This window comes from Rhizobium sp. Rhizsp42 (genome assembly GCF_047304155.1).
Lineage (GTDB): Bacteria > Pseudomonadota > Alphaproteobacteria > Rhizobiales > Rhizobiaceae > Rhizobium.
In genome coordinates, this window is the sequence record NZ_JBGLYS010000024.1 from 1 (window position 1) to 25,250 (window position 25,250).

27 protein-coding genes are annotated in these 25,250 nt (G+C 63.4%); 14 read left to right on the plus strand and 13 right to left on the minus strand.

The features are described from left to right. Nucleotides 1-87: 87 nt before the first annotated feature. From ACCD05_RS20795 to ACCD05_RS20815, 5 genes are read right to left on the minus strand one after another with little or no spacing between them, the layout of a single operon-like run. On the minus strand, nt 88-1,779 hold the full coding sequence (locus ACCD05_RS20795; RefSeq protein ID WP_413395003.1) for a methyl-accepting chemotaxis protein: 1,692 nt from the start codon (nt 1,777-1,779) through the stop codon (nt 88-90). A gap of 30 nt (nt 1,780-1,809) precedes the next feature. Then, complete coding sequence (locus tag ACCD05_RS20800; RefSeq protein WP_047509429.1) at nt 1,810-2,310, minus strand: chemotaxis protein CheW; 501 nt, start codon at nt 2,308-2,310, stop codon at nt 1,810-1,812. Continuing rightward, a complete protein-coding gene (locus tag ACCD05_RS20805; RefSeq protein WP_413395005.1) occupies nt 2,307-4,382 on the minus strand; it encodes a chemotaxis protein CheA in 2,076 nt (691 codons plus the stop codon). The genes ACCD05_RS20800 and ACCD05_RS20805 overlap by 4 nt, the downstream gene beginning before the upstream one ends. Continuing rightward, the gene (locus tag ACCD05_RS20810) at nt 4,379-4,747 is read right to left on the minus strand and encodes a response regulator (protein WP_018899699.1); all 369 of its coding nucleotides are present in this window, start codon (nt 4,745-4,747) and stop codon (nt 4,379-4,381) included. The genes ACCD05_RS20805 and ACCD05_RS20810 overlap by 4 nt, the downstream gene beginning before the upstream one ends. Continuing rightward, the gene (locus ACCD05_RS20815) at nt 4,744-5,073 is read right to left on the minus strand and encodes an STAS domain-containing protein (RefSeq protein WP_018899700.1); all 330 of its coding nucleotides are present in this window, start codon (nt 5,071-5,073) and stop codon (nt 4,744-4,746) included. The genes ACCD05_RS20810 and ACCD05_RS20815 overlap by 4 nt, the downstream gene beginning before the upstream one ends. Nucleotides 5,074-5,417: 344 nt before the next feature. Here ACCD05_RS20815 and ACCD05_RS20820 point away from each other — a divergent pair, with 344 nt between their 5' ends. Then, nucleotides 5,418-7,154 (plus strand): chemotaxis protein, encoded by a 1,737-nt coding sequence (locus ACCD05_RS20820; protein WP_413395007.1) that lies wholly within the window; start codon nt 5,418-5,420, stop codon nt 7,152-7,154. Between the two features lie 15 nt (nt 7,155-7,169). On the opposite strand, the gene ACCD05_RS20825 is transcribed toward ACCD05_RS20820, so the two are convergent. Both ACCD05_RS20825 and ACCD05_RS20830 read right to left on the minus strand, forming a co-directional pair. Then, nucleotides 7,170-8,252, minus strand: coding sequence for a tetratricopeptide repeat protein (locus ACCD05_RS20825; protein ID WP_413395009.1), 1,083 nt, complete (start codon nt 8,250-8,252; stop codon nt 7,170-7,172). A 10-nt stretch (nt 8,253-8,262) separates the two neighbouring features. After that, nucleotides 8,263-8,916: a thiamine phosphate synthase gene (locus ACCD05_RS20830; protein WP_413395011.1), complete on the minus strand. Its 654-nt coding sequence runs from the start codon at nt 8,914-8,916 to the stop codon at nt 8,263-8,265. Between the two features lie 107 nt (nt 8,917-9,023). On the opposite strand from ACCD05_RS20830, the gene ACCD05_RS20835 reads away from it, so the two are divergent. Together ACCD05_RS20835 and ACCD05_RS20840 are read left to right on the plus strand one after the other, a co-directional pair. Further along, nucleotides 9,024-9,788 carry a sulfite exporter TauE/SafE family protein gene (locus ACCD05_RS20835; protein ID WP_047509437.1) on the plus strand — a complete coding sequence of 255 codons (765 nt, stop codon included), beginning with the start codon at nt 9,024-9,026 and terminating at the stop codon, nt 9,786-9,788. Nucleotides 9,789-9,856: 68 nt separating this feature from the next. Beyond that, entirely contained in the window at nt 9,857-10,117 is a 261-nt protein-coding gene (locus ACCD05_RS20840) for an ArsR/SmtB family transcription factor (RefSeq protein WP_018899705.1), read from the plus strand. 156 nt (nt 10,118-10,273) lie between these two features. Here ACCD05_RS20840 and ACCD05_RS20845 read toward each other — a convergent pair whose 3' ends face one another. Beyond that, on the minus strand, nt 10,274-10,447 hold the full coding sequence (locus ACCD05_RS20845) for a YdcH family protein (RefSeq protein WP_018899706.1): 174 nt from the start codon (nt 10,445-10,447) through the stop codon (nt 10,274-10,276). Between the two features lie 229 nt (nt 10,448-10,676). On the opposite strand from ACCD05_RS20845, the gene ACCD05_RS20850 reads away from it, so the two are divergent. The 7 genes from ACCD05_RS20850 to ggt all read left to right on the plus strand — a co-directional run bounded on the left by ACCD05_RS20850 (nt 10,677) and on the right by ggt (nt 16,513). Beyond that, complete coding sequence (locus ACCD05_RS20850) at nt 10,677-10,880, plus strand: YdcH family protein (protein ID WP_112433111.1); 204 nt, start codon at nt 10,677-10,679, stop codon at nt 10,878-10,880. Between the two features lie 37 nt (nt 10,881-10,917). Next, the gene (gene purE / locus ACCD05_RS20855) at nt 10,918-11,412 is read left to right on the plus strand and encodes a 5-(carboxyamino)imidazole ribonucleotide mutase (protein WP_018899708.1); all 495 of its coding nucleotides are present in this window, start codon (nt 10,918-10,920) and stop codon (nt 11,410-11,412) included. After that, nucleotides 11,409-12,482, plus strand: coding sequence for a 5-(carboxyamino)imidazole ribonucleotide synthase (locus ACCD05_RS20860; RefSeq protein WP_413395014.1), 1,074 nt, complete (start codon nt 11,409-11,411; stop codon nt 12,480-12,482). The genes purE and ACCD05_RS20860 overlap by 4 nt, the downstream gene beginning before the upstream one ends. A 177-nt stretch (nt 12,483-12,659) precedes the next feature. After that, nucleotides 12,660-12,785: a type B 50S ribosomal protein L36 gene (ykgO, locus tag ACCD05_RS20865; protein WP_003566454.1), complete on the plus strand. Its 126-nt coding sequence runs from the start codon at nt 12,660-12,662 to the stop codon at nt 12,783-12,785. 107 nt (nt 12,786-12,892) lie between these two features. Continuing rightward, nucleotides 12,893-13,525 (plus strand): hypothetical protein, encoded by a 633-nt coding sequence (locus ACCD05_RS20870; protein ID WP_413395022.1) that lies wholly within the window; start codon nt 12,893-12,895, stop codon nt 13,523-13,525. A gap of 93 nt (nt 13,526-13,618) precedes the next feature. Next, the gene (locus ACCD05_RS20875; RefSeq protein ID WP_413395024.1) at nt 13,619-14,695 is read left to right on the plus strand and encodes an alpha/beta fold hydrolase; all 1,077 of its coding nucleotides are present in this window, start codon (nt 13,619-13,621) and stop codon (nt 14,693-14,695) included. A gap of 72 nt (nt 14,696-14,767) precedes the next feature. Further along, the gene (gene ggt, locus ACCD05_RS20880) at nt 14,768-16,513 is read left to right on the plus strand and encodes a gamma-glutamyltransferase (protein ID WP_413395026.1); all 1,746 of its coding nucleotides are present in this window, start codon (nt 14,768-14,770) and stop codon (nt 16,511-16,513) included. Nucleotides 16,514-16,523: 10 nt separating this feature from the next. Here the strand turns inward: ggt and ACCD05_RS20885 are convergent, their stop codons facing one another. After that, nucleotides 16,524-17,231 carry a hypothetical protein gene (locus ACCD05_RS20885; protein ID WP_413395028.1) on the minus strand — a complete coding sequence of 236 codons (708 nt, stop codon included), beginning with the start codon at nt 17,229-17,231 and terminating at the stop codon, nt 16,524-16,526. Between the two features lie 157 nt (nt 17,232-17,388). Here ACCD05_RS20885 and ACCD05_RS20890 point away from each other — a divergent pair, with 157 nt between their 5' ends. Together ACCD05_RS20890 and ACCD05_RS20895 are read left to right on the plus strand one after the other, a co-directional pair. After that, nucleotides 17,389-18,492 (plus strand): helix-turn-helix domain-containing protein, encoded by a 1,104-nt coding sequence (locus tag ACCD05_RS20890; RefSeq protein WP_413395030.1) that lies wholly within the window; start codon nt 17,389-17,391, stop codon nt 18,490-18,492. 69 nt (nt 18,493-18,561) lie between these two features. Then, the gene (locus ACCD05_RS20895; RefSeq protein ID WP_413395032.1) at nt 18,562-19,536 is read left to right on the plus strand and encodes a threonine/serine dehydratase; all 975 of its coding nucleotides are present in this window, start codon (nt 18,562-18,564) and stop codon (nt 19,534-19,536) included. 326 nt (nt 19,537-19,862) lie between these two features. On the opposite strand, the gene ACCD05_RS20900 is transcribed toward ACCD05_RS20895, so the two are convergent. Both ACCD05_RS20900 and ACCD05_RS20905 read right to left on the minus strand, forming a co-directional pair. Further along, nucleotides 19,863-20,672, minus strand: coding sequence for a phytanoyl-CoA dioxygenase family protein (locus tag ACCD05_RS20900; RefSeq protein WP_413395034.1), 810 nt, complete (start codon nt 20,670-20,672; stop codon nt 19,863-19,865). Nucleotides 20,673-20,888: 216 nt separating this feature from the next. Continuing rightward, nucleotides 20,889-21,827 carry a LysR substrate-binding domain-containing protein gene (locus ACCD05_RS20905; RefSeq protein WP_413395036.1) on the minus strand — a complete coding sequence of 313 codons (939 nt, stop codon included), beginning with the start codon at nt 21,825-21,827 and terminating at the stop codon, nt 20,889-20,891. A 106-nt stretch (nt 21,828-21,933) separates the two neighbouring features. On the opposite strand from ACCD05_RS20905, the gene ACCD05_RS20910 reads away from it, so the two are divergent. Continuing rightward, nucleotides 21,934-22,353 carry a tautomerase family protein gene (locus tag ACCD05_RS20910; RefSeq protein WP_413395038.1) on the plus strand — a complete coding sequence of 140 codons (420 nt, stop codon included), beginning with the start codon at nt 21,934-21,936 and terminating at the stop codon, nt 22,351-22,353. Further along, a complete protein-coding gene (locus tag ACCD05_RS20915) occupies nt 22,350-22,901 on the plus strand; it encodes a DUF4865 family protein (RefSeq protein ID WP_413395040.1) in 552 nt (183 codons plus the stop codon). The genes ACCD05_RS20910 and ACCD05_RS20915 overlap by 4 nt, the downstream gene beginning before the upstream one ends. A gap of 336 nt (nt 22,902-23,237) precedes the next feature. Here the strand turns inward: ACCD05_RS20915 and pyk are convergent, their stop codons facing one another. After that, nucleotides 23,238-24,677 (minus strand): pyruvate kinase, encoded by a 1,440-nt coding sequence (pyk, locus tag ACCD05_RS20920; protein ID WP_047509459.1) that lies wholly within the window; start codon nt 24,675-24,677, stop codon nt 23,238-23,240. Further along, nucleotides 24,677-25,162: a DUF1036 domain-containing protein gene (locus tag ACCD05_RS20925; RefSeq protein ID WP_111563360.1), complete on the minus strand. Its 486-nt coding sequence runs from the start codon at nt 25,160-25,162 to the stop codon at nt 24,677-24,679. Before ACCD05_RS20925 ends, pyk begins: the two co-directional genes overlap by 1 nt. Nucleotides 25,163-25,250 lie beyond the last annotated feature (88 nt).

Genomic DNA, 25,250 nt, shown 5'->3' on the forward strand with positions numbered 1-25,250 from the left:
GCGGCGGCCCCCCCCCCCCCCCCTTAGTTGTTTTGGGTGTGTGTGGGGGGGCCGCCCCCCCCCCCCCCCCCACGACATGTTTCTGGATCACGCGCTTTCGCGGAAATCGTCGTCGCTGGCGTCAGGACCGCCCATCGACATGTCGAGAGCAAAGCCCTTGGCACGCGCCTGCTGGGCGGCGACCGAGCGAGTGGCGACGTTCTTGTTGCTGACCACGGTCGGGCGAGCGGCGGGAGCCTTGGCGGCCGGCTTGGCTACTGGCTTCTTGAAGCCGGCCTTGCTGCCCGTGGTATCGACCTTGAAGAAGGCGATCGAGGCCTGAAGTTCCTCGGCCTGGGCCGCGAGTTCTTCAGAGGTCGCCGACATCTGCTCGGAGGCACCGGCGTTCTGCTGGGTCACCTTGTCGAGCTGCTGGATCGCTTCGTTGATCTGGGCGGCACCGATATCCTGCTCGCGGCAGGCGGCGCTGATCTCGGAGACGAGTTCGGCAGTCTTGCGGATATCGGGAACCAGGCGGCCGAGCATGTCGCCGGCATTGCTGGCGGCCTTGACCGTATCGCCAGACATGGCGCTGATTTCGGCGGCTGCCGACTGGCTGCGCTCGGCAAGCTTGCGCACTTCGGATGCGACGACCGCAAAGCCCTTGCCATGTTCGCCGGCACGCGCTGCCTCGACGGCGGCGTTGAGTGCGAGCAGATCGGTCTGGCGTGCGATTTCCTGCACGATGACGATCTTGTCGGCGATGGTACGCATGGCTTCCACAGCACGGCTGACGGCAGCGCCGCTTTCTTCCGCGTCCTTTGCCGACTGGCGAGCAATCTTCTCGGTCTGTGCGGCATTGTCGGCGTTCTGCTTGATGTTCGCGGCCATCTCCTCCATCGAAGCCGAAGCTTCTTCGGCGGAAGCTGCCTGCTCGGTCGCGCCCTGCGATACCTGCTCGGAGCTGGCGGAGAGTTCCTGGCTACCGGCCGAGACGTTCTCGGAAGCAGAAAGCGCATCACCGACCACACCGCGCAGGCGCTCGATCATCAGGTTCACGTTTCCAAGCATCTCGCCGATCTCGTCGCGATTGGTGATTTCGGCCATCTTCGTGAGATCACCCTCGGCGACTTCGCGCACCACGGTGTTGGCGCGGTTGAGACCCTTGGAGATGGTGCTGGCGATCCAGAAGGCGGTGATGGCGGCAAACAGGAAGGCTGCGGCAACGGCGACGATCATCGTCGTGCGCGTTGCGACATAGCTTGCTTCGGCTTCATCGTCCGCAACGCTCATGCGCTCTTTCTCGAGCTTGAGGATTTCAGCGAGCGCGGTATCGATCTGGTTTGCGGCGGTGCGTGCCGTGGTCACCGAGATATTGTTGGCCGCTTCGGCGTTGCCCGCCTTCACGAATTCGCGGATCTGGTCGTCAGCCTGGAAGAACTGCTTCGAAAGCTCCGAGACCTGTTCCCAGCGCGGACGGCCCTGTTCGGTGGCGATCTGCAGCACGGATGCCAGCGCCTGGGCGAATTCCTTGCGCCCAACATCGCCCTTGGCGATGGAATTGTTCACTTCCGCCGCATCCCTGGCCATCAGTAGGTTCTTCTGCTGGCGGATCGCTTCCAGCTGGCCGATATTGATGGTCTGCGCCAGTTCCAACCGCGCGGCCGGACCGGAGAGCACATCTCCAATGGAATCATTCAGACCGCTGAGGCTGATGATCGAATAGGTCGATGTGCCCAGCAACATTAAGATGATGAAGGCAAACGCCGACACCAGTTTCGTCTTGATCGTCAATCGCATCTCTAACCCCTTACCCCTCGATGACGCAGCCTAAACGGCGGTCGATGTCTCGTGTCGTGAAGAAAATAGTGCCTGCAGATTGGGCAGGATGATGAACTCGCCCCCGCGTTTCACCAGGCAGTTGATATAGTCGGCGCGCCAGCGCATGCCGACGCTCGGTGGCGGTTCGCTGGCTGCCCGTGCCAGCGTCGTCACCTCGTTCACCTTGTCGGTGCGCAGTCCAACCAGCGTCGCCTCGCCATCGAGATCGACCTCGATGACGATGATGCGGCTATCGATCGTCGCTTCCGTGCCGTCCATCCCGAAGGCGAGGCGAAGGTCGGCCAGCGGAATAACCTTGCCGCGAAAGTTGATGACGCTGGCGACGAAGGGCTGCGCGCCCGGCACCGCCGTCTCCGGCAGCAAGTCCAGGATTTCCTGGACAATGACCGCCTCAAGCGCGAAGGTCTCGCCGTTCATGTCGAAGGTCAGGACCTCGACTTCGTCGGCATAGTTCCAATGATGGTCGATCTTCTCGGCTGCCGCGCTCATCCTGCCACCCGCATCTGTGTTTCCTGTTGCTGACCGGCGGCCACGAGATGGCCGACGTCGAGAATGAGGGCGACGCTGCCGTCGCCGAGAATGGTGGCGCCCGAGAAGGTGGACACGTCGTTGTGCAGCTTCGACATCGACTTGATGACCGTCTGGTGGTCGCCGATGATCTGGTCGACGACCAGGCCGACGCGCTCCGTGCCGGTGGAGATGACCACGACCTTCTGGTGCACATCGGGCTTGGTGCCGGTGCGGAAGAGATCGCGGAGCCTCAGGAACGGCACAAGGCTGTCGCGCAGCGAGATGAAGCTGCGGCCGCGCGAACGCAGATCCTCTTCCAGCGACAGCTCCAGGCATTCCTCGACAGCCGACAGCGGAATGACGTAGCTGCCGTTGCCGACCCGTACGAGCAGGCCGTCGATGATCGCAAGTGTCAGCGGAATGCGCAGCGACACTTCCGAACCCTGACCATTGAGGCTGGTGATATCGATCGCGCCACGCAGCGCCTCGACCGTCTTCTTGACCACATCCATGCCGACGCCACGGCCGGAAAGATTGGTAATCGCCGCAGCCGTCGAAAAGCCTGGCGCGAAGATCAGCTGCAGCAGTTCGGAATCGGTGAGCGGCTGGCCCGGCGCGATGAGGCCGGAGGATTCCGCCTTGGCGCGGACCCGATCTCGATTGATGCCGCGGCCGTCATCCTTGATCGAGATGATCACCTCGCCGCCGGCCTGCCGCGCCGAGAGCGTCACCGTGCCGGCTTCGCTCTTGCCTGCGGCCAGACGCTCGGCCGGCGTTTCCAGCCCGTGGTCGATCGAATTGCGCACCAGATGCACCAACGGATCGGCGAGACGCTCGATCACGGTCTTGTCGACCTCGGTGCTTTCGCCCTCGGTCACCAGCTCGATCACCTTGCCCGTTTCGCGGGCGAGATCGTGAACGAGGCGACGGAAGCGCGAAAACAATGTCGCGACCGGCACCATGCGGAGCACCATCATCGTGTCGCGCAGTTCGCCAGACAGGCGCTCGATTTCTTCCGACACCGACCGCAGCGCGATATCGGCGCTGGCGCTCGCCAGCTGGCTGAGGCGCGACTGGGCGATGACGAGCTCGCCGACGCGGTCCATCAGTTCGTCGAGACGCTCGGCCGGAACGCGAACGTTTTCGGCCGCCTTCGCCTGGCGCTGGTCGGCCTGTGCAGCACTCTCACGCTTGGCGGGCACTGCCTCGACGGGCTTGAATTCAGGTACGGCGGGGACTGCGGGCGCAGCCGCGACGGGCGCTGCGACGACAGGTTCGGCCTTCACCTCTGCCACGACGGCGACGGGTTCAGCCTTGGCCTCCTGAGCGACGGGACCGGCGACCTCCTCGACCTCAAGCTCCATGTCGTCCATGACGAAGATGAACACGTCGTCGATCGCCGAGCGGTCCTGCGTGCTGGTGAGAACGACGTCCCAGGTGACGTAGAGATCAGTCGGCACCATCTCGTCGAGGACAGGAATGGCGGAGAGGTTGGCCTTGACGCTGCATTCGCCGAGGTCGCGCAGCTCATCGAGCAAGCCGAGCGGATTGGTGCCGTTCGCCATCGAATTCGAAGGCAGGCTGAAGCGGATGCGCCAAGTGGTGGTCTTGGCGGCAGCAACGGCGGGAGCGGCAACCGGGGCCGGTTGAGCAGCAGGAGCAGCAGCGGCGCCCGATGTCTCGCCGACGGCGGCCTGAAGTTGGGCCAGCAACCGCTGGCCGGTATCGCCGTGATCGGCATCCGGCCGATCGACGAGAGCACGCATGTGATCCTGAGCGGCAAGCACGGCGGCGACGAGCTCGGCTGTTGCCGGCACCTCGCCCTTGCGAACCCGGTCGAACGCCGTTTCGCAATGATGCGTGAAGGCGGCCAGCGCATCGAAGCCGAACATCGAGCCCGAGCCCTTCAGCGTGTGAAGGCCGCGGAAGACGGCATCGACGACATCCTTGTCGTCGAGCTTGTGCGTCAGATCGAGAAGACCCGTCTCGATGGCTTCGAGGCATTCGGCCGCCTCGGTGCGAAAGACCGCTACAGGATCGAGAGAGCTCATCTGCCGAGCACCTTCCTGGCGATCTTGACCAGGTTTTCCGGGTCGAACGGCTTGGTCAGCCAGCCGGTGGCACCGGCCGCCTTGGCGCGGGCCTTGAGGTCGGCGTCGGATTCGGTGGTGAGGAAGATGATCGGCACGCCGGTATGCTCCGGCAGCTTGCGCAGCTCCTCGATCATCGTCAGGCCGTCCATCACGGGCATGTTGAGATCGGTGATGATCAGGTCGTAATTGCCGGCCTTGGCGGCCGCCAGGCCCTGCGCGCCATCGGCCGCTTCGCTGACGGTGTAGCCCGCATTGGTCAGCGTGACCTTGGTCGTCAGTCGAATGCTTGCGGAATCGTCGACGGTGAGAATGTTGGCGCTCATGGCTTTACCTCTTCATGCAACCAGAATTTTGTATCTTCGCTGTTGAAGGCTTCCACGAAGCCGGCGCGCTCCAGCACCTTCAGGACCTGACCGCGGGCGGGAGCCGCGAGTGCGAGCGCTTTGTCGTTGGTTTCAGCGTGCCGGCGGACAGCTTCGATCAGCTGCACAAAACTCAAGTCGGCCTCAGCTTTTTCGGGAATATCGAGAACAACGGAACTGTTATTCTTAAATAAAGACGCAATTTTCGAGAAGATATCCGAGATATTCCTGATGGTTAGAACTTCCGGCAGGGATATAGACTCGGAATACTGTTCACGCACACTCACTTCGGCCTCCTAGGGCGGAGAAATACTTTTTCAACCCTTTGAGGAATCTCACGGCACGCTTAACAACACGTAAAAGTAGGTTGCAACGAAATGCAATTGAGACGAGTCCCGACTCCCTGAAATATCACCTGACAAAAATAATAATTAGCACTCAAACATGTTTATAAAAACAAACAAATTCATATGCTTATCAAAATTATGAGCGTTTGTCGGCAACGGGCGTCGTGCAATTCACGCTATGTTAAGCACAACGCTGACGAGTCTGGCGTGTTTACTCCCCGTTTCCATGATGCCCGTAAAAATAGTCCCGAACCTTGCTGAGGTTTTAAGTAAAGGACAATAAAATGACGAACGGGGCGACATCGGCACTGACTGCATTCCAGGCATCTGGATCAGCCATCAGCCAAACACTGGAAGCGGCGCGCAGCAAGGTCGAGGAGCGCTTTCTCGAAGGCGGCACCGTCCTGCTTTCGGTCATGGACGTCCTCAACCGACTGTTGAGCTCGCTCGATAACATCACCAAGGCGCTTGATGCTGGCGAGAATGGTGATGCGGGCGCGGAACTGCGCGCAACGGTGAAGAGCCTTAGCGATCTCCCGACCGCCGAAAAGTCCCGCCGCGACGCGCTTTCGTCGCTCGCCGAAGCAGGCTATTCGTTGCGCCGGCACGTCTCCGACATGCAGGAAACCATGCGCTACCTGCGCACCTTCGCGGTCACCGTGAAGATCACCGGCGCCGGCCTTGCCGAGTTCGCGGGCTTCGCGCAGGAAATTCTCGAGCGCATCTATTCCGGCACCGATGAGGTCAACCGCTTCGCCGGCCAGATCGAGGAGCTGGAAAAGGAAGTCAAGCTCGCGCTGACCTTCGGCACCGACGTCTCCAAGAGCTACGCAGACACGGTTCCGGCCGTGGCAAGCGCCCTTGACGGCGACGCCCGCAAGATCGCCGAACACCGCCAGAACCTGAGCGCCATTGCCCGCGACGTCGGCGCGGTCGCCAGAGGCGTGCAGAGCAAGGTCGCCTCGACCTTGTCGGCGCTGCAGATCGGCGACATCACCCGCCAGCGCATCGAGCACGTGCAGAGCACATTCACCCTGCTCGACGAATTCCTCGACAGCGAGGACGGCCGCAGTCTGAACGCCGACGCCCGCGCGCGTCTGCAAAACGTCATCCAGCACCTGACGGCGGCGCAGATGAACGAGATGTGCCGCGATTTTCACCGCGATTCCCAGAATGTCATCAAGACGATCGCCAGCTTCGGCCACGACACGCAGGAGATCATGCGGCTGCGCGACCAGATGAGCGGCGGCGGCCAGGGCAACTTCATCCGCGCGCTGGAATCCAGCGTCTCGGCCGCGCACGAGATCGTCAAGCAGGTCGACGCCGTCACCCTCAAGGCCGATCAGGTCAGCCAGTCGACCCGCGATACCACCGCCAAGCTTCTGGAAGCGATCGGCAACATCAAGGCGGTGAAGACCGACATCCATTACATGGCGCTGAACACCAATCTGCGCTGCAGCCGGCTTGGCGAAGCCGGCAAGTCGATCAACGTCGTCACGGCCGAGCTGCGGATCTTCGCCGGCAAGCTGGATGACAGCGCCGACGCCATCGTCAACGGCCTGCCGGCGCTGGAAGAGGCCGCCGGCCGCGTGGCCCCATCAAGCGAGACGGCATCAGGCGGCCTTGCTGAAAACCTGACGACCGCCGTCGCCGATATCCGCACCGCCGCCGATACGATGGAAGCCGAGCTGAAGACACTGTCCGAACACGGCCGCGAGGTCGCCGGCAAGATCAACCTGTTGATCGGCACGCTGGATTTCCAGAAAGACCTCGGCGATGTGCTGGCAGGCTGCGCCGATACGCTGGAAGATGCGGCCGGCGCCGAGATCGCCGACATCTCGGATCTCGCCGAGGCCATCGCCCCGCTCGATCGCAAGATCTTCAAGCTCTACACGATGGTGCAGGAGCGCAACGTCCACCGCGACATCATAGCCGCTGTTGAAGAGACAACCGCCGCCGAACCCGAGCCGGTAAATGCTGCGTCCAGCGACGAAGACCTCTTCGAGGACGCCCTCTTCTAAACCGATCGAGCGCGGTTAGCGCAGGCGGCGGAACTTGTTGGCGGCTTCGATCCCCGCCTTCTGCTGCTCTTCCTCGATACCGAGGTAGAAATCCTCGAGCGCCGGATCGGGCAGACCGGCACGGCGCGAGAGCACATACCACTTGGCGGCCTCGACAGGATCCGGCTTGGTGCCGAGCGCGTTGATATAGAGATGCGCCAGCTTGTTCTGCGCCACGACGTTGCCGTCATTGGCCGCGATCCTCAGCCACTGGAAGCCCTTTTCGAAATCACGCGGGCCATTGGTTCCGTTGACGAACCAGACGCCGAGATCGAGCTGCGCGGTGTCGAAACCGGCATGCGCGGCGCGCGCCATCCATTCGCGGGCAAGCTGCTTCTTCTCCGGCGGCAGGTCGGGCAGCGACGAATAGATCTCGGCCACCGCGTATTGGGCGTCGGCGACGCCCTTCTCGGCCGATTTTTCATAGAACGGCAGCGCCAGCTTCAGACCCTTGTCGCCGGGATTGTCGGCCACCAGGATCTGCCCCCAGTTGAACTCGGCCGATGCATTGCCGGCTTCCGCCGCCTTGCGCATGTAGGTGTCGGCAAGCGTCTTGTCGCGCTTGACGATGCGGCCTTCCATCAGGATGAGCGCGTATTTGAACATCGCCGCAGGATCGCCGCCCTCCGCCGCCTTTCCGTACCAGAAGGCAGCGGCCTTTGCATCGCGCTTGACGCCGAGACCATCGGCCAGAAGCTCGCCCATCAGCGTCTGCGCCGCCGGATCGCCAAGCTGCGCGCGCGGCAGCGCAATCCCCATCGCCGTCAGATAGTAGCCGCGCTGATAGGCGCCATAGGCATCGTCGACCTTGCCCTTGTAGTCCTTCTCAGGCGGCAGGTCGGGAAGCTTCGCGCCCATGCGGTCGAAGACGCCGACACCGGTGGACGGTGTTACCCCATCCGGCTGCGCGCGACCTGATTTTAATGTCTCAGGCGCGCCGGTGAGCGGTCGCGTGACCATATTGTCGACCTGCTGGGCCGATGCGCCATGCGCGAAAACCGCCACACATGTGGCGGCGGCAAGGAAGGAAAGGCGCAAATGGCGTGTCAGCATGGGCATGAGGGCGATATCAACCCTCAAACCGTGGCGCTTTTTCGTCAAGAAGTGCGTTGATTTCGGCAACGACAAGGGCGGCACGCGCCGGCTCGCCGAAAACGGCAAGACGCATGGCCACGAATTCCGCACCGCTCTCGGCAACGGCAAGCGCCGAGGCCGGATCGGTGCCGCCCATGACGATGCACGGGATCTCGATCATCGAGGCCCACCATTCGGCGAGCGCCAGGTTCTTCGGATGCGCCTCCGGCTTGATGTCGCCTTCGAGCTTGCCGAAGAAGACATATTCGGGGCGCTCCTCGCCGATCTCGAGCGCATGATGCCGGTCGGCCGCATTGCCGCCGCCGACGATCAGCTTGTCGGCATATTTCTCGACCGCCTCGGAAATCTCCGCGGCACCGCCGGTGATATGCAGGCCATCCGCCTTGGTGCGGCCGACGACCCGGCTGTCGCCGGCAAGCAGCGCCGCCGCACCCGTGTTCTGCGCCAGCGGCACGATCTTTTCGGCGTGTTTCTGAAACTCGCCGTCACCAAGCCCGTATTGCGGCAGGATGATCGAGGCGACATCGCCGCCCTTCAGCGCATCGCCGACGATTTTCGCCTGCTCATCGGCATCGGCGATATCGGGCACGATCAGCACCAGGCGGCAGCGGTTTTCAGGTTCGCTCATGAACTCTTTCCATTTCCAGCGGATTTCGCCGTTTGCCGGCAGCTCCGCACTCGTTTTCTGTGAGTAATTCCGTTAGACCGGGCTGGCAAGGGGAGGACTTCAAAAGCATGCCGATGGACGTGTCATTTTACTACGCCGCCATTCCCGCCGTCATTCTGGTCGGCCTCGCGAAGGGCGGTATGGGCGACGCCTTGTCGCTGATTGGATTGCCTTTTCTGGCTCTCGTCGTCTCCCCCGTGCAGGCCGCCGCCATCCTCCTGCCGATCCTGATCTTCATGGACATGATATCGCTCGTCATCTGGCGCAAGCATGGCGATTGGACGACGCTGAAAATCATGCTTCCAGGCGCGCTGGCCGGCATCGCGCTCGGCTGGGCCACCTCAGCACTGGTTCCCGGCAGCGTCTTGCGCGTCGTCATCGGCGTCGTCACCATCCTCTTTTGCCTGCGCTATTTCTGGAACAACTTCGGTCCCGGCAGAGGAAAGATCGTGCCCCCGCATGGCCAGCGGCCGGTCCGCGCCACGCTTTGGGGCACCTTTTCCGGTTATGGGAGCTTCGTCGCGCACGCCGGCGGCGCGCCGTTCCAGATCTACGTGCTGCCGCTGCAGATGCCGCCGCGCGAATATACCGGCACCAGCGCCCGCTTCTTCGCCATCCTCAATGCCGTCAAGCTGATCCCCTATTTCGCGCTCGGCCAGCTCGACACCCAGAACCTCGCCGCCTCCGCCACGCTGCTCCCCTTCGCGCCCCTTGCCACCATCGCCGGCGCCTGGTGCGTGAAGCGCATGCAGCCGAAAATATTCTATCCGTTCATGTATGCGATGGCGCTGATCGCGGCCGTCCTGATCGCCCGCGAAGGCCTTGGATTTTAGGCCTTAAGGGCCTTGCTGCGGCGCACAATTCGCTTGCCCAAATTCTCCGATTGACGTAGCTTTTCGCCATGTCGAACGTGGACCCTTTCACTGCGATTGCCGACCCTCACCGGCGCTTCCTGCTGGAGGAGTTGCGACGCTCGCCGCGCACCGTCAACGAGCTCGCCGAAGGCCTTCCGATCAGTCGCCCGGCCGTCTCCCAGCACCTCAAGGCTCTGCTCGATTGCGACCTCGTCTCGGTCACCGCCGATGGCACGAAACGCATCTATGCGGTCAACAATCGCGGCTTCGACAGGCTCAATCTCTGGCTGGATCAGTTCTGGGCATAACGCCATCCGGACATGAAAACGCGCCGGCTGCGACCTTTTCGGCAACCGGCGCGCAGGAACATTCCAACGGACGCGACAGACTACTAAACAACTGGTTATATTGCGATATTTACCCTTTGAATCGCGTCGACCACGCCCTGTAACGTTCTATCCTGCTTAGTGTACGGATGATTTGAGACGCTCAATCTCGTCTTTGATGCGCAGCTTCCTGCGCTTGCACTCGGCAACCTCACGGTCGTCTCTGGAGGGGGATGCCATCAGAGAATGGAGCTCGTCTTCGAGAGCGCCATGCTTCTTCTGGAGTGATTCAAGATGAGCTTGAACAGTCATATGACCCTTCCTTCCTCTTACCTTTCTCCAGCCAACACCGCCGGAGATCCAAGGCGTCAACCCTCAAACTGTGACACATTTTTGAAGGCTTGTCGAAGGCGAAAACAAGGAGAGAGCGTGGCAAATTCATGATCGAGACTAACTAGCCGTTACCGCTATTTGGTGATAGGAGCTTGCAAAAATTAGCGACAGACCGGAGAAGGTCTGAAGACGATCATGGGGAATGCGTATGCCGGATCAGGAACAGGCGGAAGTCAGGCTCATTGTGGCGCGCCTGCGCCAGGAGCATGAGGACTACGATGTCGCCATCAACGCCATGATCGCGACTGGCTGCGATGCGCTGCGCGTTCAGCGCATGAAGAAAAAGAAGCTTGTTATCAAGGACAAGCTGTCGAAGCTCGAAGACCAGATCATCCCGGATATCATCGCCTGAAGCCCCGGTATCATCGCTTGAAGGAAGTGTCGTGACGATGACAGACAGACCGACCGTTGCCATCATCATGGGAAGCCAGTCCGATTGGGAGACCATGAAGAACGCCGCCGATACGCTGGAGGCGCTCGAGATCCCCTATGACGCAAGGATCATATCGGCACATCGCACGCCCGATCGCATGGTCGAGTTCGCCAAGGGTGCGAAGTCGGAAGGCTTCAAGGTCATCATCGCCGGCGCTGGTGGCGCCGCCCATCTTCCCGGCATGACCGCCGCGATGACCCCTCTTCCTGTTTTCGGCGTTCCCGTGCAGTCGAAGACGATGTCCGGCCAAGACAGCCTGCTCTCGATCGTGCAGATGCCCGGCGGCATCCCGGTCGGAACACTGGCGATCGGCAAGGCCGGCGCCATCAATGCGGCACTTCTTGCCGCCGCGGTTCTGGCACTTTCAGACGAAGACCTTGCCGACCGGCTTGACGAATGGCGCGAGAGCCAAAGTGCGGCGATCGCCGAATACCCGATGGACGACCTATGAGCATGACAACGATCGGCATCATCGGCGGCGGTCAGCTTGGCCGCATGCTGGCCATGGCTGCCGCCCGCCTGAACTTCCGCACCATCATTCTCGAGCCGCAGGCCGATTGCCCGGCAGCGCAGGTCGCCAACCGGCAGATCGTCGCCGCCTATGATGATCCCGCAGCACTCGAGGAACTGGCGACCGTCTGCGACGTCGTCACCTACGAATTCGAAAACGTCCCCGTCTCCGCAGCCGAGGCCTTAGCGCAGACCGTGCCGGTCTATCCGCCGCCGAAGGCGCTGGAAGCCGCCCAGGACCGTCTCGTCGAAAAGCGCTTCATCAATGATTGCGGCATTCCGACAGCAAGGTTCCACGCCGTCGATAGCCAGGCTGACCTCGAAGCCGCCCTCGCAGATTTCGGCGGCCAGGGTGTCTTGAAGACGCGCCGCCTCGGCTATGACGGCAAGGGGCAGAAAGTCTTCCGCTCGTCATCGGACAGCGCCGACGGCGCCTTCGCCGAGCTCGGCAGCGTGCCGCTCATCCTCGAGAGCTTCGTGGCTTTCGAACGCGAGATCTCGGTCATCGCCGCCCGCGCCACTGATGGCAGCGTCGCCTGTTACGACCCGGCCGAAAACGTGCACCGCAACGGCATCCTGCACACCTCGACCGTGCCGGCGTCGATCACCGACGCCACGGCAGCCACCGCGCGCGAGGCCGCCGAGAAGATCCTGACGACGCTCGGCTATGTCGGCGTCATCGGCATCGAGTTCTTCGCGCTCGCCGACGGCAGCCTGATCGCCAACGAGATGGCGCCGCGCGTGCACAATTCCGGCCACTGGACGGAAGCCGCCTGCGTGATCTCGCAGTTCGAGCAGCACATCCGCGCAGTCGCAGGCCTGCCGCTCGGCAACGCCGATCGCCACTCCGACTGCGTGATGCAGAACCTGATCGGCGACGATATCCTTGATCTTCCGGACTGGCTGAAGCGGCGCGACACGCTGGTTCACCTCTATGGAAAGACGGAATCGAGACCCGGCCGCAAGATGGGCCATGTGACCACGCTTGCCACCACACTTGCGGGGAAATAAGGGGTTTTCCCCTGACAAAACCGGCCACTGCCACGGGAAAAACACCTTCACGTGGTTGACACAGACAAGAGGCCGGGTTATCTGCACGCCTAACCTGAAGAGCGCGCCCTGAGCGCGCTTTTGAATGTAATAGATACGGGCGAATGTGAATTCCCCCCAACATCGCGGATCAAAACAATGAAGATCAAGAATTCGCTCAAGTCGCTCAAGGCTCGTCACCGTGACAACCGCCTGGTTCGCCGCAAGGGCCGCATCTACATCATCAACAAGCTGAACCCACGCTTCAAGGCTCGTCAGGGCTGATTTGGCTGGCCGGATGGCTCGGCAGCGTTTGCGCGCCTGAGCCTGTCCGGAAGGGTCATTTTGTGATCCCGTTAAAGTGTTTTGATCTTTCGCGTTGGCGGGCTATTATGCCCGCCATGCGTTTTTTGGCCATGACCTGCGCGGCACTGCCGCTCTCCCTCGCCCTGCTCTCAGTTGCCTTGCCTGCCCATGCGCAGGAACCCGCACCCGCGCGGGACAGGGAAAAGATCGTCGAGCAGCAGGCAGCGAACCTATCGCCCAAAGAACATCTCGATCAGCTCTTTGCAGCACTGAAGCGCGAGCGCGACGCCGACAAGGCGGATAACATCGCCAACGAGATCCGCGCCGAATGGAACGATTCGGGCAGCGCTACCGTCAACCTGCTGATGCAATGGGCCGACAAGGCGATCGAGGAGAAGCGCAACAGCGCAGCACTCGATTTCCTCGACCAGGCGATCGCGCTGAAGCCGGGCTACTCCGAAAGCTGGAATCGCCGCGCGACGCTGAACTACACCAACGGCGCCATGCGCAAGTCGATGTCCGATATCGAACATGTGCTGGACATCGAGCCTCGCCATTTCGGCGCTCTAGCCGGCATGGCTTCTATCCTTGGTGACAGCGGCAACGACCAGCTGGCGCTGAAGGCATGGGAGCGTTTCCTGGAGATCTACCCCGCCAACCGCAACGCGCAGGAACAGCTGAACACGCTCTCCGAAAAGCTGGCCGGCAGCCGCACCTGACGTAACATCATAGCGTGGCTTCTGACCTCTTGAAGGTGAACCACGCGAGCCAATCTAACGTATGGTCCGTTAGTCCCTGCCGCAGGTCGCACCATGCTTACCCTCGTCTCCGCCCTCCTCGCCCCTCTAGCCGCCGCGATCGGCTACTCCTCCTATAAGGCCCGCCAGTTCGAGCAGGCCTATCCCAACATTGGCGAGCTGACCGATATCGGCGGCTACCGCATGAACGCCGTCCACATCGAGCGCCCCGAAACCGCCGACTTGCCGGCGCTGGTCTTCATCCATGGCGCCAGCGGCAACCTGCTCGACCAGATCGGCGCCTTTCTCGAGCCACTGCGTGGTCGCGCCGAAATGCTCTTCGTCGATCGCCCCGGCCACGGCTACTCCGAACGCGGCGGACCGGAGAACGCCCTGCCCTCAGGCCAGGCGGACGCCATCGCCGCGCTGATGGAAAAGCGCGGCATCGACAAGGCGATCATCGTCGGCCATTCCTTCGGCGGCGCCATCGCCGCCGCCTTCGGCGTCCGCCATCCGGAAAAGACGGCCGGCCTGCTCTTCCTCGCGCCCGCCACGCATCCATGGCCCGGCGGCATCGACTGGTACTATCACGTCTCGACAGCACCGGTGATCGGCTGGCTCTTCAACCACGCACTGGTCGTCCCGCTGGGCCTGCGGCGCCTGGAACGCGGCACCCTCAACGTCTTCCGCCCCAATCCGCGGCCGGACGACTACATCATGAAGACCGGTCCATCGCTGGTGCTGCGCCCCGCCACCTTCCACAACAACGCCGCCGACTTCGTGCGCCTGCTCGATTACTTCAAGACGCAGTCGCATCTCTATATCAAGATATCGGCGCCTACCGTCATCATCACCGGCGATAGCGACGACATCGTCTGGGAACACCTGCACTCGCAGGGCCTCGCCCGCGATATCGCCGGCTCCGAGCTGGTCAAGATCAAGGGCGTCGGCCACAAGCCCGATTACCTCGCCACCGACGTCGCTATCACGGCAATGGAGAAGATGGCAGGCTACGACCGCGACCTGCAGGCCGCCGCACGGATTGCCGAGGCAAGACTCACGATGTCCTCAGCAGAGGAAGCCAAATTGCCGACCACTCCACAGCCGGCATCGAAGCCCGTCGCAACGCCGGACCTGCAAGGCACCACTTAGCGCCCGCCGCGCATTGCCTGCCACGCCTACAACCCCATATGTTCCCCATGTCAGTCCAACGAGGGGAACATCATGGACCGCCTTCCCAAGAAATCTGCAGCCCTCGTCGCTGCCCTGTCGCTGACGCTGGCACCGCTCTCGTCGGCACTTGCCGCCTCGCCTGCGCCGGTCGAGGCCGAGCATGGCATGGTCGTCACTGCCCAGCATCTGGCGACCGATGTCGGCGTTGAGGTTTTGAAGAAAGGCGGCAATGCCGTGGATGCGGCGGTTGCCGTCGGCTATGCTCTGGCCGTGGTCTATCCGACCGCCGGCAATATCGGCGGCGGCGGCTTCATGACCATCCGCATGAAGGATGGCAAGGCCAGCTTCCTCGATTTCCGCGAACGCGCGCCGCTCGCCGCCACCAAGACCATGTATCTCGACGCCAAAGGCGATATCGTTCCCCGCGCCAGCCTCGACGGCTATCTGGCCGTCGGCGTGCCCGGCTCCGTCATGGGCTTCGAAACCGCGCGCGAGAAATACGGCACCAAGTCGCGCCAGGATCTCCTTGCCCCCGCCATCCGCTACGCCAAGGACGGCTTTACGCTTGAACAGGGCGACGTCGCCTCGATCGAGAACAGCGCCAAGCGGCTCGCCAAGGACGAAGCGGCCGCCAAGATCTTCCTCAAGCCCGACGGCAAGCTCTTCACGTCAGGCGAAAAGCTCGTGCAGCCGGAACTCGCCTCAGTGCTGAGGAGCATCTCCGACAAGGGCACCGACGCCTTCTACAAGGGCATGCCGGCGGACGCGATCGTCAAGGCCAGCCAGTCCAAGGGCGGCATTCTCGCGAAAGAAGACTTCGAGCAATATCAGGTGCGCGAGCTGAAGCCGGTGGAATGCAGCTATCGCGGCTATGACATCATCTCCTCGCCTCCGCCCTCCTCCGGCGGCGTCATCATCTGCGAGATCCTGAACATCCTGGAAGGCTATCCGCTCTCGTTCCTCGGCTATGGCTCGGCCGAGACCGTGCACCTGATGACCGAGGCCATGCGCTACGCCTATGTCGATCGCAACGCCGCCCTCGGCGACCCGGATTTCGTCGACAACCCGGTCACGACCCTTCTCGACAAGAACTACGCCAAGGCCATCCGCGCCAAGATCGACATCAACAAATCAGGCACCTCCGCCGACCTGAAGCCGCTCGGCGCCAAGGAAAGCACCGAGACCACGCACTACTCGATCATCGACGACGAGGGCAACGCGGTCGCCGTCACCTACACGCTGAACGGCAACTTTGGCGCAGGCGTCGTGGCACCGGGCACCGGCATCCTTCTCAACAACGAGATGGACGACTTCACCTCCAAGCCCGGGGTCCCCAATCTCTACGGCCTCGTCCAGGGCGAAGCCAACGCGATCGCGCCGAAGAAGACCCCGCTCTCGTCGATGAGCCCCACCATCGTGACCAAGGACGGCAAGCCCTTCATGGTGATCGGCAGCCCCGGCGGCTCGCGCATCATCACCATCACGCTGGAAGCCATTCTGAATGTCGTCGATTTCGGCATGGACATCAGCCAGGCCGTCAACGCCCCGCGCATCCATCACCAGTGGCAGCCAGACAAGATCTATTTCGAGCCCTACGCACTGTCGCCCGACACGATCCGCGCGCTGATCGCGATGGGCCACACCATGGACGACGGCAGCGGCCCACCCGTCTGGGGCCAGGCCGCCGGCATCCTCGTCGGCGGCAAGAGCCTGAAAGATATCGAAAAAGGCGGCGGCGCCCGCTATTACGGCGCGATGGACAGCCGCTCGACCGAGGGCTCGGCCGGCGGCTATTAGAGCACACTCATCAGCGGATCGTCGTATGCGCGTACTCGGCTTTGATGGTGACGAGAGGCTTGGCGCCGACCACGCTCGGCCGGGGGCTGTCGATCAGCGACGCCTTGGCGGTGACGGTATAATCGACAGGCACGTCCTTGCCGAAGTCGAGATAGCTGTCGACCGAATGTGCCTTCACGTCGATCGTCTCGTTGGCGTTGAGCTTGTCGTAAGTCAGATGCGCCCTGAGCGCCGCGCTGTCGATGGCGACGTTCGAGGCATGCCCCTGTAGCGTCACATCGGCGGCCTTGCTTGACAGGTCGAGCCTCGCAAACTCGCCCTCGAACCGCGCCATCACGGCCTGCTGGTTGACCTCGATCGACCCGCCCGGCGGGATGTTGGCGACGACCTCGGGCGCGCAATCGGAGAGATCGAACCACTTCGTGGAGGCGACCGCGATCGACAGCGTCGTGCCATCGATCGTCATCCGGCTCTGGTCCTCGCAACCGCTGAAGAACCAGCTCGAATACCAGCGGCTGAACCAGCCATCGCGCCGCCCGCGCGTCTCGGCCCGATAGGGCGCGTCTGAATTGGCGCTGATCCGGATCGAGCTGGCGTCGCCTGTGATGACGATCGAGCGGATCGCCGAGACGTCGATCGTCTCTCCCGTCCGCCAGCCATCGGCATAGCTTGAAACCAGCGTGAACAGGAGCAGAGGTATGGTTATGATGATCATCATGGCAGTCTCCTTGCGTGACACCGCTCCCATCGAGCAGCGGACCAAGGTCGCTGAGACCACAGGAAATCGAGACCTCGATCGCGATCCGGGTCGCCCGCGATTGCGATCGAGGTCATTGTCGTGCTCATATCGCTCTTCTGTTGCTGGATCCGCACCCATGATCTTCGTGCCGCTGCCCTTCGTCGTCACACTGCTGCTCGCAATCCTGCTTGTGCGCATGATCAGGCAAAGCGACGGCCTGGCGCCCGAGCGGCGGCCCTTCCTCATCCTGATCGGGCTCTACGCGCTGCAATCTGTGCTGCTCGGCCTGCGCTGGGGCTATGACATCATCGCCCTGATGCCCGGCCAGGCGGTGCTCGCCGCCCTGATCGCCGCCTTCGCCTGGATCAGCTTCAGCAACCTAGCGCGCGACAACACCCTCTCATGGCTGCGCCTTACGGCGCATCTCCTGCCTGCCGCCATCGTCCTGGTGCTGATGATCTTCTGGCGCGGCCCTGTCGGTGTCTTCATCACCGCCACCTTCACGGCCTATGGCGCCGCCCTCATCTGGCTCGCCCGCCACGGCCCCGATGGGCTCGTCTCCTCGCGGCTCGACGGCGCGCTCCTCTCCTACCGCTCGCTGCTGATCACCGCAGTGGCACTGCTCGCCTCCGCCACCGCCGATATCGTCATCAGCTTCGATTTCTATAGAACCGGCGGCGCCAATGCTGGCGCCGTGGTCGCGATCGGCAATGTCATCTCGCTGCTCGCACTCGGCACCGCCGCCGCCATCGCCAGCAGCAGCCAGTCCACCGAACCCACGCCAGCGCCCCAGCCACAACCACCGGCACCAACATCCGGCCCGACCGAGGAAGACGGCGCCATCGCCCGGTCGCTCGACGAGCTCATGCAATCGCGCGAACTCTACCGCGACCCCGAGCTCAATCTCGGCCGCATCGCCCGCCGGATGAACCTGCCCGCGCGGCGCGTATCGATCGCGGTCAACCGCGTGCACGGGGCGAGCGTCTCCCAATATGTCAACGACTTCCGCATCCGCGCCGCCTGCCAGATGCTCGAAACAACCGATGAGCCGGTAACCCGGCTGATGTTCGACTGCGGCTTCATCAGCAAGTCGAATTTCAACCGCGAGTTCCTCCGCGTCACCGCCACCAGCCCCACGGAATATCGCCGGCGCCACCAGACCCGGCCGGCCAGCCCAAAGCCCGCGCCGGACCCCGAATTCCTGCCTGCGCCGCAAGAGCCGCTTTTCATGTCACCGTGACAAAGCAGCCGTTCACAACGCAAAAGCGCCGTCCTATTCATGACGGCATCATCATCCGAAAGAGCTCCCATGGTCAGCATTGAAATGATCGTCGCCGCCCGCGCCCGCCTGCGTGGACATGCCCGCCGCACCCCGCTTCTTTCTTCTCCGTTTCTCGATGAGATCGCCGGGCGCCGGCTGTTCATCAAGGCCGAATGCCTGCAGCACACCGGCTCCTTCAAGTTCCGCGGCGGCTGGTCGGCCGTCTCGGCGCTGGAGCCCGAGGTGCGCGCCCGCGGCGTCATCGCGTTTTCTTCCGGAAACCACGCGCAGGGCGTCGCCCTTGCCGCCAAGCTGCACGGCGTCCCCTCCGTCATCATCATGCCCTCAGACGCGCCGAAGCTGAAGATAGCCAATACCCGCGCGCTCGGCGCCGAGGTCGTGCTCTACGACCGCGCCACCGAAGACCGCGACGCGATCGGCGCGCGTCTCTCGGAAGAACGCCGCCTGACCCTGATCAAGCCCTTCGACGAACCCCAGGTCATCGCCGGTCAGGGCACGACCGGTCTTGAGATCGCCGAACAGGCGGAAGAGGAAGGCGTGACCGCAGCCGAGGTGCTGGTCCCCTGCGGCGGCGGCGGCCTCACCTCGGGCATCGCGCTGGCGCTCGAAGCCCGCACGCCAAGCTTCCGCGTCCGCCCCTGCGAGCCCGAAGGCTTCGACGACACCACCCGCTCGCTGGCCTCAGGCAAGATCGAGCGCAACGCCACGCTATCAGGCTCGATCTGCGACGCCATCATCACCCCGCAGCCCGGCAACATCACCTTCCCGATCCTGAAACGCCTCGCCGGCCCCGGCCTCGTCGTCACCGACGAAGAGGCGCTCCGCGCCATGGCGCTGGCCTTCACCCGCCTGAAGATCGTCGTCGAACCCGGCGGCGCCGTGGCGCTGGCCGCCGCGCTGTTTCATGGCGAGCAGTTGCGGGAGGATGCCGCGATCGTGGTGACCTCGGGTGGCAATGTCGATGACGAGATGTTTGGCCGGGCGCTGGCGTTGCGGGGGTAGGATCGCGAGGTTGGTGTTGCGGGAGGTAGCTGCGAGGCCGAGAGGTTGGCGGCTACGATAGCTGTATCCAAGACCGAGATCTCGGTGGGCGTGTTACCCCCCTCTGCCCTGCCGGGCATCTCCCCCACAAGGGGGGAGATTGGCTGGGGGCCACCGCTCGCTCCTAGGTCAACGTTTGGCGATGCCGCCGCAACGGGTCGATCTCCCCACCTGTGGGGGAGATGCCCGGCAGGGCAGAGGGGGGTATCCCACCCACCAAGCCAACGTCGAACTCACCTACCGAACGGCACCCCACCAAGCCCGCAATTACACCCGCATCAACCGGCTCAATCCCCCTCCGCAAGCCCCCGCCGGATCGCCACCTCCACCGGGCAATAATCCCCATCCGCCCGCTCAAGCGAAAACGGATGCCGCAGCCCAAGCGGCGGCTGCGCCATGAAGCGCGGAGTCTTGCCGCGATGCATCTGCGCCGCATGCACCAGGAACGGATGGCACAGATAGACCGTGCCAGCCGGCCCCGTCGCCAGTGCCTGCGGCCGCTCCGCCCCCATCTGCTCCAGATACATATGCGACCGTCCCGCCTCGCCCGCCGGCGCCAGATAGCGCGCCATGTCCTTGTGCGATCCCACCCGGATACGCGTCGGCGCATCCTCCTCGCCGACATCGGAAAACAGGAAGAGCATCAGCAACGCCCGGTCGCGCGAGGTGACGTTCACCCGCCACGCCGAGAAGTCGCTGCGCTCGTCGGGGTTCCCCGTCTCCCCGGCGAAACTCAGATCCACATGCCAGCCGGCATCACCGGGATCGTCGGGATGCGGAAACCGCACAGGGAAGCTGCCGAGCCCATCGCGCGGCACCCACCGCCCCTTTCCCACCAGCTGGTCGAACGCCTGATGCAGCACCGGTGTGTTGGCAGCCGCTGCGAAAGGCCCGCCGCCATAGCCGGGAAGTCTGACAACGGGATGGGTCCAGGTTGAGGGATCGTCGCGATCGCAGGGAATGTCGCCCCACATGATATCGCGCGCCCGCTTCGCCAGTTCGGGCGGAAAGGCATTGTCGATGCGGATGAAACCGTTCTCGATGAACAGCTCGATCTCGGCCGCGCTGAGCACAGGCGGATAGGTTTTGTCGGTCATGGAAATTGCTCCATCTGCGCCTCCCCGGAGCGTCGCTCGTCTGACAGGAGGCGGATTTCGGTCAAGCGCCGCTGCCGGCCGAAGGGCCGGGTTGCGGTCGCGTCTTCAGGGCCAAGGTGGCGGCCGAGCCATTAACGGCTCAAGAAGAAGACCGAAGCGATGTTGAGCGTGAGCGTCATCATGATGGGTGAAGGCTAACAGCGGCGGGCAAACGGGTCAACCGCGCCGCTGCCGCGCCATCACAGCACTGATGGCAGCGGGCCTAGCAACCTCATCAAGCACATCCGAAACCGACTGCCGCACCAGCCCGGCCAGCCTTGCCACCGCCGGTGCGCTCTCGGCCTCGGCGCGATGCAGCACCAATCCGAGCCCCGGCAACTCAGGCAGCGCGAGATCTTCCGCCATAAGCGGCCGCACCTTCGCGGGCAGGCCGACCGGCGTGCGAAGAGTGATGCCGAGCGCCGCCGCCGTCGCCGCCCACAGGCCGCCGAGGCTGGGGCTGACGAAGGCGAGCCGCCAGGAAATTCCCGCCGCATCCAGCGCCTTGGTCGCCGCGCTGCGCATCAGGCAGGGCGCCTCGAGTGCCGCCAGCGGCAGCGGCTCTCCGCTTGCGCGGTCCCACCCCGATGACACGCCGGCCGAGCCGATCCAGCACATCGGCACCTCGCCGATCTGGTCGCAATGCGGCGTCAGCGTCCCGTCGCTCCAGGCGAGCGCGAGGTCGAGCTTGCCCGACGTCACCCGCTCGATCAGTTCGACGTTGCGCACCACCCGCGCCTCGATCCTGACCTTCGGATGCGCCCGCGCGAACCGGCCGAGCACATCGGGCAGCAACGTCTCGCCGAAATCCTCCTGCAGCCCCAACCGCACCCAGCCCTCCAGCTCAACGCTGTGCACGGCCGCCGCCGCCTCGTCGTTCAGCTCCAGCAGGCGCCGCGCATAGCCGAGCATGGTTTCGCCGGCATCGGTCAGCGCCAGACCGCGACCGGACTTGCGGAAGATCGGCGTGCCCGCCTGCTCCTCCAGCTTCTTCAGCTGCGCGCTGACCGCCGACGTCGAGCGCCCCAGTCGGTCGGAGGCGCGCGCAAAATTGCCGAGCTCCATGCCGGTGACGAAGGTTCTGAGAACGTCGAGGTCGAAGATCGTTCGGCGCATTTAATAGTCCATTTTTTCAGGATCGATGATCCATTATATTCTGATTTTCTGCATTATCGTGCCGTGCGATCCTCTTCCTGTCAACATCAGGGAAAAGGAGGCAAACATGCCCTTCACTCGTATCTCGCTTCTGAAAGGCAAGTCGCCGGACTACATCGCGGCCCTCTCCGAGAGCCTCCACCGCGCCATGGTGGAAACCTTCAACGTGCCGCCCGCCGATCGCTTTCACATCATCCACCAGCACGATCGAGGCGAGCTGATCTTCGACCGCAACTATCTCGCCGGTCCACGCTCCGATGATTTCGTGCTGATCGCCATCACCGCCGGCAAGCCGCGCACATCAGACGCGCGCACCACCTTTTTCAAGCGCGCGGTCGAACTGCTCGGCCAGTCGCCGGGCCTGCGGCCTGAGGATGTGATGATCGTCATCAACACCACGGCGCCGGACGAATGGTCCTTCGGCAATGGCGGGCAGCAGATGCTGGAGCCCGGCTGGGAAATCCGCGCGATGGAGACCGCGCCATGATCGCCATGCAATACGGCTTCACCCTGCCCGCCGATTACGACATGGCGATCATCGACCGCCGCATCCGCGACAAGGGCCCGATGACCGACGGCTTCCCCAAGCTCGGCTTCAAGGCCTATCTCACGGCACGCAAGGGCGAACTCGGCGCGACCGACAATCTCTACGCGCCCTTCTATCTCTGGCGGCACGCTGAAGGCGCGAGCGACTTCCTCTGCGGCCCCGGTTTTGAGGCCGTCAGCCAATCCTTCGGCCGGCCGCAGGTGGCGACGTGGATTGTCTGGCATGGTGATGTGGCACCGGATGTGGCCGAGGCGCGCTTCGCCACGCGCGAGATCCTGCCGCTGGGTACGGACGTTGCGCTCGCATCCGTTCGTGACAGCGAGACCGCGTGCGCCCGCGAGCGGTTGGATCAGGCAGGCGTGCTCGCATCCGTCGCGGCGTTCGATCCCTCGGGCTGGAGGATGATCCGGTTCGCATTGCGCGCGGACGCGCCCGCTGTGTCGCCGTCGACGCGCATCTATCGCGTCGGTCACGTGTCCTTACCGTGACGAACGATCGCGGAAGAGGGCCTTCGGAAGCGGCAGGTACTGGGCTGGAATGCTGATCGAGAGGTCGGCGATTGCGTTACCCCCCTCTGCCCTGCCGGGCATCTCCCCCACAGGTGGGGAGATTGGCTGGGCGCGGCCGCTCGCTCCGACATGAAAGTCTGGATGGGGAGCACGTCACGAGTCGATCTCCCCCCTTGTGGGGGAGATGCCCGGCAGGGCAGAGGGGGGTATCCCACCCACCAAACCGGCAATGCAGCGCAACCCAACAACCCATCAACGAAAAAACCCGCCACCTCCAGGAGGCAGCGGGTCCAACTCAGTCAAACCAAATCCGGATCAAAACCCGCTCTGGCCGTCCGAACCGATATAGGCGATGCGCAGCATGTTCGTCGCACCCGGTGTCCCGAGCGGCACGCCGGCCGAGATGATGATGCGGTCGCCCGGCTTGCCGAAGCCTTCGTCGGCGACGATGCGGCAGGCGCGGTTGACCATGTCGTCGAGGTCGGTCGCGTCATGGGTGACCACACAGTGCAGGCCCCAGACGATGGCGAGGCGGCGTGCGGTCTGGATGACAGGCGACAGCGCCAGGATCGGCACCTGCGGACGCTCGCGCGAGGCGCGCAGGCCCGTCGTACCCGACGAGGTGTAGCAGACGATCGCCGACAGGCGCAGCGTTTCGGCGATCTGGCGGGCAGCCAGCGAAATCGCGTCGGCGCCGGTGGCTTCCGCCTGGGCGCGCTGGGCGTAGATGATGCCGGGATAGTGCGGCTCGCGCTCGATCGTGCTGGCGATCGACGCCATCGTCGAGACAGCTTCAACCGGATAATCGCCGGAGGCGGATTCGGCAGACAGCATGACGGCGTCGGCGCCTTCGAACACGGCGGTCGCGACGTCGGAGACTTCAGCGCGGGTCGGGACCGGCGCCGAGATCATCGATTCCAGCATCTGCGTTGCGACGACGACCGGCTTGCCCGAACGGCGGCAAGCGCGGATCAGCTGCTTCTGGATGCCGGGAACGGATTCCAGCGGCATTTCCACACCGAGGTCGCCACGGGCAACCATCAGCGCGTCTGAAAGCTCGATGATCTCTTCGATCCGCTCGATCGCCTGCGGCTTTTCAATCTTCGCCATCAGGCCAACGCGGCCGCGGGCGATCTTGCGCACTTCGACCAGATCTTCCGGGCGCTGCACGAAAGAGAGCGCGACCCAGTCGACGTCATCAGTTGCGAGAACCGCATCGAGGTCGGCGCGGTCCTTGTCGGTCAGCACGCCGGCGGTGAGGATCGTGTCGGGAAGGCTGACGCCCTTGCGGTCCGAGATCCGGGTGCCGGAGATAACCGTCGTGACGATGCTCTTGCCGTCGCACTTTTCAGCGCGCAGCGCCAGCTTGCCGTCGTCGATCAGCAGGCGGTCGCCCGGCTTCACGGCTTCGAGAATTTCGGGATGCGGCAGGAATACGCGGTTCTTGTCGCCGGGGGTGTCGTTGTTGTCGAGTGTAAACGTGTCGCCCGGCTTCAGGTCAACCTTGACGTCGGCAAACTTGCCGACGCGCAGCTTCGGACCCTGAAGGTCGGCGAGAATGCCGATAGGGCGGCCGCTGCGCGCTTCGACGGCGCGGATGCGCTGGATCAGCGTGCGCATCGTGTCATGGCTCGCATGGCTCATGTTGATGCGGAAAACGTCGGCACCGGCCTGGTGCAGCTTCTCGATCATCGCTTCTTCGGACGAGGCGGGTCCGAGCGTTGCGAGGATTTTTACTTTGCGGTTACGCTTCATCAGTTCGGACTTTCCTGGGTGCCTGGGGTATCGGAAAGTTGAACCATCCAGCTGCCCTGGCGGCCCGTGTCATATTCCTTGAACCCCATCTTCTGATAGCCACGGGCGTAGCAATCATTGACGCCCGTGATCTTGAATTCGTTCTCCGCCACGCACATCTGCACGTCGCCCGTCCATCGTCCTCCCCGGGCGGCGTCTTCGGCGTAGAGGTAGTAGTAGCGAGACTGAAGCTCTCCCTCGATCAGTGTCGCGCAGGTCGTTGCCGGGACCTGCCACCAGCCTTCCGTCATCCAGCCGTCCTTGGCCCGGTAACCGATCGCCACGCCGACTAGATTCTGCGTACCGTTGCAGACGCGGAAATCAGCGCGCGCCACATCGGCAATGAAGAACGGCGAGAACGCCGCGAGAACAAAAAGAGCAAAACGGGCAAGCGGCCCGGAACGCGTAAGGAAACATGGCGCGGTCTGGATCAACACGACTTCCAATTGGCTCCCGGTTATTCGTTGTCGTGCCTTCTTGCGCTGCCTCCCGGCGAAAGTCAACGCAATGCTAATCGATTATATTTCTGACATC

Bases quoted from the DNA above. Each gene is read 5' to 3' on its own strand.
- ACCD05_RS20795 (WP_413395003.1), bottom strand. From the start codon at position 1,779: ATGCGATTGACGATCAAGACGAAACTGGTGTCGGCGTTTGCCTTCATC.
- ACCD05_RS20800 (WP_047509429.1), bottom strand. From the start codon at position 2,310: ATGAGCGCGGCAGCCGAGAAGATCGACCATCATTGGAACTATGCCGAC.
- ACCD05_RS20805 (WP_413395005.1), bottom strand. From the start codon at position 4,382: ATGAGCTCTCTCGATCCTGTAGCGGTCTTTCGCACCGAGGCGGCCGAA.
- ACCD05_RS20810 (WP_018899699.1), bottom strand. From the start codon at position 4,747: ATGAGCGCCAACATTCTCACCGTCGACGATTCCGCAAGCATTCGACTG.
- ACCD05_RS20820 (WP_413395007.1), top strand. From the start codon at position 5,418: ATGACGAACGGGGCGACATCGGCACTGACTGCATTCCAGGCATCTGGA.
- ACCD05_RS20825 (WP_413395009.1), bottom strand. From the start codon at position 8,252: ATGCCCATGCTGACACGCCATTTGCGCCTTTCCTTCCTTGCCGCCGCC.
- ACCD05_RS20830 (WP_413395011.1), bottom strand. From the start codon at position 8,916: ATGAGCGAACCTGAAAACCGCTGCCGCCTGGTGCTGATCGTGCCCGAT.
- ACCD05_RS20835 (WP_047509437.1), top strand. From the start codon at position 9,024: ATGCCGATGGACGTGTCATTTTACTACGCCGCCATTCCCGCCGTCATT.
- ACCD05_RS20840 (WP_018899705.1), top strand. From the start codon at position 9,857: ATGTCGAACGTGGACCCTTTCACTGCGATTGCCGACCCTCACCGGCGC.
- ACCD05_RS20845 (WP_018899706.1), bottom strand. From the start codon at position 10,447: ATGACTGTTCAAGCTCATCTTGAATCACTCCAGAAGAAGCATGGCGCT.
- ACCD05_RS20850 (WP_112433111.1), top strand. From the start codon at position 10,677: ATGCCGGATCAGGAACAGGCGGAAGTCAGGCTCATTGTGGCGCGCCTG.
- purE (WP_018899708.1), top strand. From the start codon at position 10,918: ATGACAGACAGACCGACCGTTGCCATCATCATGGGAAGCCAGTCCGAT.
- ACCD05_RS20860 (WP_413395014.1), top strand. From the start codon at position 11,409: ATGAGCATGACAACGATCGGCATCATCGGCGGCGGTCAGCTTGGCCGC.
- ykgO (WP_003566454.1), top strand. From the start codon at position 12,660: ATGAAGATCAAGAATTCGCTCAAGTCGCTCAAGGCTCGTCACCGTGAC.
- ACCD05_RS20870 (WP_413395022.1), top strand. From the start codon at position 12,893: ATGCCCGCCATGCGTTTTTTGGCCATGACCTGCGCGGCACTGCCGCTC.
- ACCD05_RS20875 (WP_413395024.1), top strand. From the start codon at position 13,619: ATGCTTACCCTCGTCTCCGCCCTCCTCGCCCCTCTAGCCGCCGCGATC.
- ggt (WP_413395026.1), top strand. From the start codon at position 14,768: ATGGACCGCCTTCCCAAGAAATCTGCAGCCCTCGTCGCTGCCCTGTCG.
- ACCD05_RS20885 (WP_413395028.1), bottom strand. From the start codon at position 17,231: ATGATGATCATCATAACCATACCTCTGCTCCTGTTCACGCTGGTTTCA.
- ACCD05_RS20890 (WP_413395030.1), top strand. From the start codon at position 17,389: ATGATCTTCGTGCCGCTGCCCTTCGTCGTCACACTGCTGCTCGCAATC.
- ACCD05_RS20895 (WP_413395032.1), top strand. From the start codon at position 18,562: ATGGTCAGCATTGAAATGATCGTCGCCGCCCGCGCCCGCCTGCGTGGA.
- ACCD05_RS20900 (WP_413395034.1), bottom strand. From the start codon at position 20,672: ATGACCGACAAAACCTATCCGCCTGTGCTCAGCGCGGCCGAGATCGAG.
- ACCD05_RS20905 (WP_413395036.1), bottom strand. From the start codon at position 21,827: ATGCGCCGAACGATCTTCGACCTCGACGTTCTCAGAACCTTCGTCACC.
- ACCD05_RS20910 (WP_413395038.1), top strand. From the start codon at position 21,934: ATGCCCTTCACTCGTATCTCGCTTCTGAAAGGCAAGTCGCCGGACTAC.
- ACCD05_RS20915 (WP_413395040.1), top strand. From the start codon at position 22,350: ATGATCGCCATGCAATACGGCTTCACCCTGCCCGCCGATTACGACATG.
- pyk (WP_047509459.1), bottom strand. From the start codon at position 24,677: ATGAAGCGTAACCGCAAAGTAAAAATCCTCGCAACGCTCGGACCCGCC.